The organism is Kluyvera sp. Awk 3 (assembly GCF_028069715.1).
Taxonomy (GTDB): domain Bacteria; phylum Pseudomonadota; class Gammaproteobacteria; order Enterobacterales; family Enterobacteriaceae; genus Kluyvera; species Kluyvera georgiana_A.
Genome location: NZ_JANEWH010000185.1, coordinates 1 through 7409, shown reverse-complemented (window position 1 = coordinate 7409; position 7409 = coordinate 1). Strand labels below are relative to the sequence as shown.

The 7409-nt window shown below is 54.6% G+C and carries 8 protein-coding genes; all 8 read left to right on the top strand.

The window, feature by feature from the left end; all coding sequences use genetic code 11:
- Window positions 1-133 precede the first annotated feature (133 nt).
- Window positions 134-700, top strand: a complete 567-nt coding sequence (locus tag NNN71_RS22720) for a TetR/AcrR family transcriptional regulator (protein WP_064540843.1) — start codon at window positions 134-136, stop codon at window positions 698-700.
- A gap of 140 nt (window positions 701-840) precedes the next feature.
- The gene (locus NNN71_RS22715) at window positions 841-2004 is read left to right on the top strand and encodes a multidrug effflux MFS transporter (protein ID WP_271459396.1); all 1164 of its coding nucleotides are present in this window, start codon (window positions 841-843) and stop codon (window positions 2002-2004) included.
- A 161-nt stretch (window positions 2005-2165) separates the two neighbouring features.
- Window positions 2166-3065, top strand: coding sequence for an N-acetylmuramic acid 6-phosphate etherase (gene murQ / locus NNN71_RS22710; protein ID WP_163449018.1), 900 nt, complete (start codon window positions 2166-2168; stop codon window positions 3063-3065).
- 25 nt (window positions 3066-3090) lie between these two features.
- Complete coding sequence (gene murP / locus NNN71_RS22705; RefSeq protein WP_271459395.1) at window positions 3091-4545, top strand: PTS N-acetylmuramic acid transporter subunit IIBC; 1455 nt, start codon at window positions 3091-3093, stop codon at window positions 4543-4545.
- Between the two features lie 91 nt (window positions 4546-4636).
- Window positions 4637-5539: an EamA family transporter gene (locus tag NNN71_RS22700; RefSeq protein ID WP_271459394.1), complete on the top strand. Its 903-nt coding sequence runs from the start codon at window positions 4637-4639 to the stop codon at window positions 5537-5539.
- A 20-nt stretch (window positions 5540-5559) separates the two neighbouring features.
- On the top strand, window positions 5560-5874 hold the full coding sequence (locus NNN71_RS22695; protein ID WP_411908134.1) for a YicS family protein: 315 nt from the start codon (window positions 5560-5562) through the stop codon (window positions 5872-5874).
- Window positions 5875-6504: 630 nt separating this feature from the next.
- Complete coding sequence (locus NNN71_RS22690) at window positions 6505-6807, top strand: PTS lactose/cellobiose transporter subunit IIA (RefSeq protein ID WP_223803639.1); 303 nt, start codon at window positions 6505-6507, stop codon at window positions 6805-6807.
- Between the two features lie 163 nt (window positions 6808-6970).
- On the top strand, window positions 6971-7409 hold a 439-nt coding region (locus NNN71_RS22685; protein WP_271459393.1), incomplete at its 3' end, for a carbohydrate porin.

Here is a 7409-nt window from a genome sequence, read left to right as displayed (position 1 = left end):
CTCCATTCTTTTTTGCACAACGTAAAAAAGAAAAAAACCGTATTAGAAAATGCTTTTCATCGGACGCTCACTACGTATAATGAGCGAAAAATGAGAACGATCATTCTCACTATAAATTCTTACGGAGACATGCATGACCAGCAAGCTGGAAGCCCGGCAAAAAGCCCGCCAGGACGAGATCATCGCCGCTGCCCGCCGCTGCTTTCGCAACAGCGGTTTTCACGCTGCCAGCATGTCGCAAATTGCCGCCGAAGCGAAGCTGAGCGTTGGCCAAATCTACCGTTATTTCAACAATAAAGACGCGATTATTGAAGAGATGATCCACCGGATTATCGACTATCGGATCGCCGAGATGGCGGGAAAAACTCAAACCCATCTGATGCCACACATGCTGGCGTGGCGTATGTCGTTAAACGAAGATGACGATGCGTTAATGCTGGAAATGGCCGCTGAAGCGACCCGTAATCCGCAGGTAGCCGCCTGGCTGAAAGAGGCCGATGCGCGCATGTTCAATACCGCCTGCGAGCACCTGCGTCATACCTACCCGCACCTCAGCGAAACCCGTATTCGCTGCTGCGTCGAGGTGATGGCGGTGATGGTGGAAGGGACGATTTACCGTCGACAAATTCCCCAGCAGGCCGCCGCAGAGGACATGGAAATAACGTACCAGAATATTATTAAGATGCTCGTCTCCGTTTAGCCATTCTTTTTGTAAACGTCAGGATCTTTATTTCATCGTCGCCGTAACCCGGCGGCGTAGGCTTTTTTGCCACGATGACACTCTTATTTACCGAACGGGGTTAACGCTAACCCCTCCCGAATATTGCAAAAGGAGCTTTCATGCCGCGTGTTTCCCTGTCATGGGTCGTGGTGCTGGGTCTGCTTTCCGCCATTGGCCCACTCTGTACCGATTTTTATCTCCCGGCGCTGCCGGAAATCACCGAGCAACTCAGCGCGACCGGCACGCAAACCCAGCTATCTCTCACCGCTGCGCTGATCGGCCTTGGCCTCGGCCAGATGTTCTTCGGCCCGCTCAGCGACCGTATCGGTCGCCGCAAACCGCTGGCACTGTCGCTGCTGTTATTTATCTTCTCTTCCGCGATGTGCGCCGTCACTCAGGATATTCACCTGTTGATCGGCTGGCGTTTCTTGCAAGGTTTCGCCGGGGCGGGCGGCTCGGTGCTGTCGCGCTCGATCGCCCGCGACCGTTATCAGGGAACCCTGCTCACCCAGTTTTTTGCCCTGCTGATGACCGTCAACGGCATCGCCCCGGTGCTCTCCCCGGTACTCGGCGGCTACATCATTACCGCCTTCGACTGGCGTATTCTGTTCTGGACGATGGCCGGAATTGGCGTCGTGCTGCTGGTGTTAAGCCTGACGGTGCTGCATGAAACGCTGCCGGCCAAAAGCGCCAGCACGGCGCAGCATCCAAAAGGAACACCAGTACTGAAGAATCGTCGGTTTATGCGCTACTGCCTGATTCAGGCCTTTATGATGGCCGGGCTGTTCTCCTACATCGGCACCTCGTCGTTCGTTATTCAGAGCGAATACGGCATGAGCCCCATGCAGTTCAGCCTGTTGTTTGGCCTGAACGGTATCGGGCTGATTATCGCCGCGCTCATTTTCTCAAAACTGGCGCGCCGTGTGGCCGCTGAAACGCTACTCCGCCGTGGCCTGGTGCTGGCGGTACTGTGCGCGGCGGTGACGCTGCTGTTCGCCTGGTCCCAGTTGCCTGTTCTGGCGTTGGTCGGCCTGTTCTTTACGGTATCGTTTATGAGCGGGATCAGCACCGTTTCCGGCGCCGAAGCGATGAGCGCCGTCAGCAGCGCGCAGTCGGGCACCGCGTCGGCGTTAATGGGCACGCTGATGTTCGTCTGCGGCGGCATTGCGGCACCGTTGGCCGGATTGGGTGGCGAAACCATGCTGAAAATGAGCTTCGCGATGACCATTTCTTATGGTATCGCGCTGTTTTTCGGTCTGCAGAAGCCACGCAGCGCACGCTAAAATTCACCGCGGTAATAAAATATTCCAATATTATTACCGCAATTTTTCCCGCTATAGCTACAAACCACACATTACCTCACTCGTCTAATCGTGATAACCTTCACATGAATGGAATAATTAATTCCTTATACTGCTCGCCACTGTGAATGATGAGGTTTCCTATGAGTATCGACCTGAGCAAATTGCTGACTGAACGGCGCAACGCGAACAGCGCCAACATTGACACCCTCTCCACCGAAGAGATGCTGACGGTAATTAACAACGAAGATCAGCAGGTTGCTCATGCCATCACGCCGTATATTCCGCAAATTGCCCAGCTGGTTGACAGTGTCGCCAACGCGTTCCGTCATGGCGGCCGCCTGATTTACATTGGCGCGGGTACCTCCGGGCGTCTGGGGATTCTCGACGCCAGCGAATGCCCACCCACTTTCGGCACCCGCCCGGAACAAGTTGTCGGCCTGATCGCTGGCGGTCATACCGCCATTCTGAAGGCGGTTGAAAACGTCGAAGACAACGCCGCGCAGGGCGCAGAAGATTTACAGGCGCTGGGCTTTAACCAACATGACGTTCTGGTCGGCATCGCCGCCAGCGGCCGCACGCCGTATGTACTGGGCGCGATGGCCTACGCCCATCAACAAAACGCGCTGGTCGCGATCGTCAGCTGCAACCCGCACGGCGAAATGGCGCAGCGCGCCGACATCGCCATTACCCCGGTTGTCGGCCCGGAAGTGGTGACGGGCTCTACCCGCCTGAAGGCCGGTACGGCGCAGAAACTGGTGCTGAACATGATCACCACCGGGGCGATGATCCGCAGCGGCAAGGTCTACAGCAACCTGATGGTCGACGTTGAGGCCACCAACGCCAAACTGATCGAACGCCAGATTTCCATCGTGATGGAAGCCACCGAGTGCGATCGCCCAACCGCGCAGGCGGCGCTGGATGCCTGCGGCCGCCACTGCAAAACCGCCATCGTGATGGTGCTGGCGAACTTGAGCGCAGAAGCAGCCAAACAGCTGCTGGCTGACAACGGCGGCTTTATCCGCAAGGCGCTGCAACACTAATCCATCAGACTGGGGATTTCGTAGAATGGCAAAAATAAATAAAGAGATGATAGCCCGCATTCTTACCCTGGTTGGCGGAGCGCCAAACGTGGTGCAGGCGGGGAACTGTATGACTCGCCTGCGCTTAACGCTGCGCAATGAAGCGCATGCCGACGTTGCCGCCATTCGTCAGGTGGAAGGCGTGATGGGCGTGGTGGTCAGCAACGAACAATTCCAGATTATCCTGGGGCCAGGCAAGGCGCAGACCGCTTCGGAGATCATGAACCTGCTGCTGGAAGAAGCGCCGCTGACGCAGGCAGATGAGGCTCAATCCAGCGCTTCGCTGGCCGATATCGCCAGCGCCAAAAAGCAGGAGCTAAAGGGGAAACAAACCAGTAGCGTGCAGAAATTCCTCGCGAAGTTCGCCACCATTTTTACGCCACTGATCCCAGGTTTTATCGCCGTTGGCCTGCTGCTGGGTTTCGCCACGCTCGCCGAACAGCTGTTCGTGCTGGAGAACGCCCATCCGAACGCCACGCTGGTTGATGTCATCAGCTACATGAAGGTGTTCAGTAAGGGCATGTTCACCTTCCTGAGTATTCTCATTGGCTATAACGCACAGAAAGCGTTCGGCGGCTCCGGCGTTAACGGGGCGATTATCGCCGCGCTGTTTATCCTCGGCTATGACCCGAAAGCGGCGGTCGGTTTCTATTCCGGCATCTCCGACTTCTTCGGCCACGCCATTGACCCCCGCGGCAATATCATCGGCGTGCTGATTGCCTCGATCATTGGCGCGTGGGTGGAAAAACAGGTACGTCGCGTTATGCCGGCCAACCTCGACATGATCCTCACGTCAGCCGTCACGCTGCTGATTATGGGGGCGGTGACTTTCGTGGTGATTATGCCTATCGGCGGTTACCTGTTTACCGGCATGTCGTGGCTGTTCCTGCATCTTAACGGGAACCCGTTTGGTTCGGCGGTGCTGGCGGGGCTGTTCCTGCTGGCGGTGATGTTTGGTGTGCATCAGGGTTTTGTACCGGTGTACTTCGCGCTGATGGAAGCCCAGGGCTTCAACTCACTGTTCACCATTCTGGCTATGGCCGGCGCCGGTCAGGTCGGCGCGGCATTGGCGCTTTACTACCGCGCGAAACAGGGCTCGCTGCTGCGCACGCAGATTAAAGGGGCTATCATCCCCGGCCTGCTCGGCGTCGGCGAACCGCTGATCTACGGCGTCACCCTGCCGCGCATGAAGCCGTTTGTCACCGCCTGTCTCGGCGGCGCCTGTGGCGGTTTCTTTATCGGCCTCGTTGCCTGGATGGGGCTACCGGTCGGTCTGAACACGGTCTTCGGCCCGTCTGGGCTGGTCGCGCTGCCGCTGATGACCTCGGGCAGCGGTATCTACGCGGGGATGGCGGTCTATGCGGCAGGGCTTGCCGTCGCCTACTTCTGCGGTTTCCTGTTGACCTGGCTTTTTGGCAGCAAAAACGTCGATCTCAGCTAACCCTTTTGCCCCCGGCGCATCGCTGGGGGCACGCTTCCCGCCATGCTATGATGCCCGTCAGAGCAAAATAATATGACAGGGTTGAGGAAAAATGGGTGCCACCAGAAAAGGGATGCTTAACGTCTTAATTGCCGCAATATTGTGGGGAAGTTCCGGCGTTTGCGCGCAGTACATCATGGAACACAGTCAGATGGGCTCCCCGTTTCTGACCATGATTCGCCTGCTTTCCGGCGGTTTTATTCTGCTGACATTCTCTTTCCTGCACGGCGACGGCATCTTCCGCGTCCTGAAAAACCGCAAAGACGCGATAAGTCTGCTGATTTTCTCGCTGGTCGGTGCGATGACCGTTCAGCTCACCTTCCTGATGGCGATTGAAAAATCCAACGCCGCCACCGCCACCGTTTTGCAGTTCCTGTCACCCACAATTATCGTGGCGTGGTTTGCCATCGTGCGCAAAGCACGGCCTGGCCGCTTCGTCTTTGCCGCTATCGCCACCTCGCTTATCGGTACTTTCTTGCTGGTCACTCATGGCGACCCAACGTCGCTCTCGATCTCCGGCGCGGCGCTGTTCTGGGGGATCGCCTCGGCCTTTGCCGCCGCGTTCTACACCACCTGGCCATCAACGTTGATAGCCCGCTACGGCACGCTACCGATCGTCGGCTGGAGTATGCTGCTTGGCGGCGCAATGCTGCTGCCGTTCTACGCAGGACAAGGCACCCACATCGTGATTACCGGTAACCTGCTGCTGGCCTTTTTCTATCTGGTGGTGATTGGTACCTCCCTGACTTTCAGCCTGTACCTGAAGGGCGCACAGATGATTGGCGGGCCAAAAGCCAGCATCCTCAGCTGCGCCGAACCGCTGAGCAGCGCGTTTTTGTCACTGCTGCTGCTCGGGATCAGCTTCACCCTGCCGGACTGGTTAGGCACGCTACTGATTTTATCCTCGGTGATACTGATTTCGCTGGACTCACGCCGTCGGGTAAAAACGGTATAGCGGGATTCCAGCTATAGTTAATTCACCGTATGAACATAAGGATATCCGTCATGAAAAAGATCTGTCTCGCTGCCTGCCTGATGCTGCCAGCCGTCGCGTTTTCCGCACCGCTCGAAGGTCTGAAGTTCGAACAGCAAAAACAGCAGGTGGTGAAAGACGTGAAGCAGAACTGCCCGGCAAACAGCGGGCTGAGCGATACCCAGTTTGCCAATCGCGTGCTGGAGTCGGCTGAGAATAAAACCGCGGTGCAGAGCGCCACGCGGGCGTTGGATAAGAACGATCGCGCGGCCTATGAGAAGGCGATAAAAACCATTCAGTGCCCCACCCAGAAATAGCAATAAGCAATCGTAGGCCGGATAAAGCAGATCCGGCAACGTGCCGCACCACGCCTGACGGCTGTTACGCTTGTCAGGCCCACCTCCCGCAGCTCCCGTCTGGCGCCACTTGTTCAATTGATGCTCATTTCATCCTCAAACGACAATTTTCTGTGACCCAGGACGAAATAATTAGTCTCATAAGCATGAGAAATTGATGGGTATCACACTTCTAGCTTTTATGAATAGAAACCGGTTTCAGTTTCATATCAAATCACAATCGCAATAACTTTTTACATTTCGAGGATAGGCACCAATGTACAAGATTATGCTCCGCCGCTGAATTCCACAGCGTGCGTAAAAGATTTTAAAATGAACTTTCGTCATCACTCATGATTGAGCGATCCATTATTTCTGGACGCTAAATACGGTGGTCTCGCATGTTATTTATATGCTGGTCAATGAGGCCATGTATTAACCTTTGCTGCGCGCTTAAAAGGCGCTCAACAATGAACAACAACAATAATTAATACCATCAACTGCACCATAAGCCGGAACCGTTAGTTAAGTAAGATAAATTTAACAGTAAGCATTGATATATTATTTCCGACCTCTTTTTATCATGACTTTAAATAGTTAGAGGATATTATTATGGTTAGGTTAGAGGATGCGGTAATGGAAATTATCATTAACGCGGGCCAGTCCAGATCGCTGTGCTTTGAGGCGCTGCACGCCGCACGTCAGGGTGAAATGGAGGAGGCCAAAAATCTCCTGCGGGAAGCCGATGGCTATGCCCGCCAGGCGCACCATATGCAAACCAAGCTTATTGAGCAGGATGCAGGTGACGCGCGTCAGCCCATGACCTTAATTATGGTACACGCGCAGGATCATTTAATGAATTCCCTGTTGGCACGTGAACTATCGGAAGAGATTATTCATCTTTACCAACGTTAATATTTAGGCATTCTGACTACGGAGATATTAATTACGCTAATTATTTAACTGTACCCTACGATATTAAAAATAAAATCAGCTTGTTTTGGTGGCGTCTTTTTATATTTACACCAGAACGGGATGGTTATTGTCTGAGAATATAATTAATTAATTTNAGATAACCATGAAAACTGTAAAAAAACTTCCTTTAGCTATGGCGGTTATTGCCGCACTTTGCCCTCTTTCCTCTGTAATGGCACAAGAATTTACTCAGGAACAAATCGACGCCATTGTGGCCAAAGCCGTCGATAAAGCACTGGCGGATCGTCAGGCCAAAATGGACGCCGCCGCCGCGAAGAAAGTGGATCTGGAAACCAACCCACAGACCGCAGCAGCGACGCCGGATATGGCGGTACCGTTCGGCCTGAAGTTCAGCGGCTACGCCCGCTACGGCGCGCATTTCCAGGCGGGCGATCAGAAATACGTCGGCGTGGACGGCTCTTATAACGGCGCCTCGGCGATCGGTCGTCTGGGTAACGAAGGCAACGGCGGCGAATTCCAGCTCACCAAGGCCTTTAAGAGCGAAAAAGGCGCGATCTGGGATATCAACGTAATGTTCGACC

Excerpts from the sequence above, each read along its gene's own strand:
- NNN71_RS22720 (WP_064540843.1), top strand. The coding sequence starts at position 134 with ATGACCAGCAAGCTGGAAGCCCGGCAAAAAGCCCGCCAGGACGAGATC.
- NNN71_RS22715 (WP_271459396.1), top strand. The coding sequence starts at position 841 with ATGCCGCGTGTTTCCCTGTCATGGGTCGTGGTGCTGGGTCTGCTTTCC.
- murQ (WP_163449018.1), top strand. The coding sequence starts at position 2,166 with ATGAGTATCGACCTGAGCAAATTGCTGACTGAACGGCGCAACGCGAAC.
- murP (WP_271459395.1), top strand. The coding sequence starts at position 3,091 with ATGGCAAAAATAAATAAAGAGATGATAGCCCGCATTCTTACCCTGGTT.
- NNN71_RS22700 (WP_271459394.1), top strand. The coding sequence starts at position 4,637 with ATGGGTGCCACCAGAAAAGGGATGCTTAACGTCTTAATTGCCGCAATA.
- NNN71_RS22690 (WP_223803639.1), top strand. The coding sequence starts at position 6,505 with ATGGTTAGGTTAGAGGATGCGGTAATGGAAATTATCATTAACGCGGGC.